This window comes from Sutcliffiella rhizosphaerae, assembly GCF_917563925.1.
GTDB lineage: Bacteria > Bacillota > Bacilli > Bacillales > Bacillaceae_I > Sutcliffiella_A > Sutcliffiella_A rhizosphaerae.
In genome coordinates this window covers 1-309 of the sequence record NZ_CAKJTJ010000096.1, presented here as the reverse complement: position 1 = coordinate 309, position 309 = coordinate 1, and the positions used below count along the sequence as shown (strand labels likewise).

1 protein-coding gene is annotated in these 309 nt (G+C 42.1%); it reads left to right on the top strand.

Translation table 11 applies throughout. The features are described from left to right. Positions 1 to 309, top strand: a 309-nt coding sequence (locus LRP81_RS23185) for an IS110 family transposase (RefSeq protein WP_230505563.1), incomplete at both ends; no start/stop codon positions are given.

Below are 309 nucleotides of genomic sequence, written 5' to 3'. Positions count from 1 at the left end.
ACGAGATTGATGCGTTTGTGATTGCCGATTACTTACGTTTTGGTCGTAACCAAATGTCAGTAGTCAAAGAAAGCCAATACGTCGCTTTACAACAGTTAACACGATCTCGATATCAGCTGATCAAAATGATGACGAAGGAAAAGCAGCATTTCCTCCAACACGTCAGTTTCAAGTGTAATACATTCTCCCAAGAAGTAGATTCCTCCGTCTTTGGTAACGCCATGATGGAGTTGTTTCTAGAGAAATTCAGCTTGGAAGAGCTTGCCCACATGCCTCTTGAAGAACTCGCTGCATTTCTACAAGAGAATG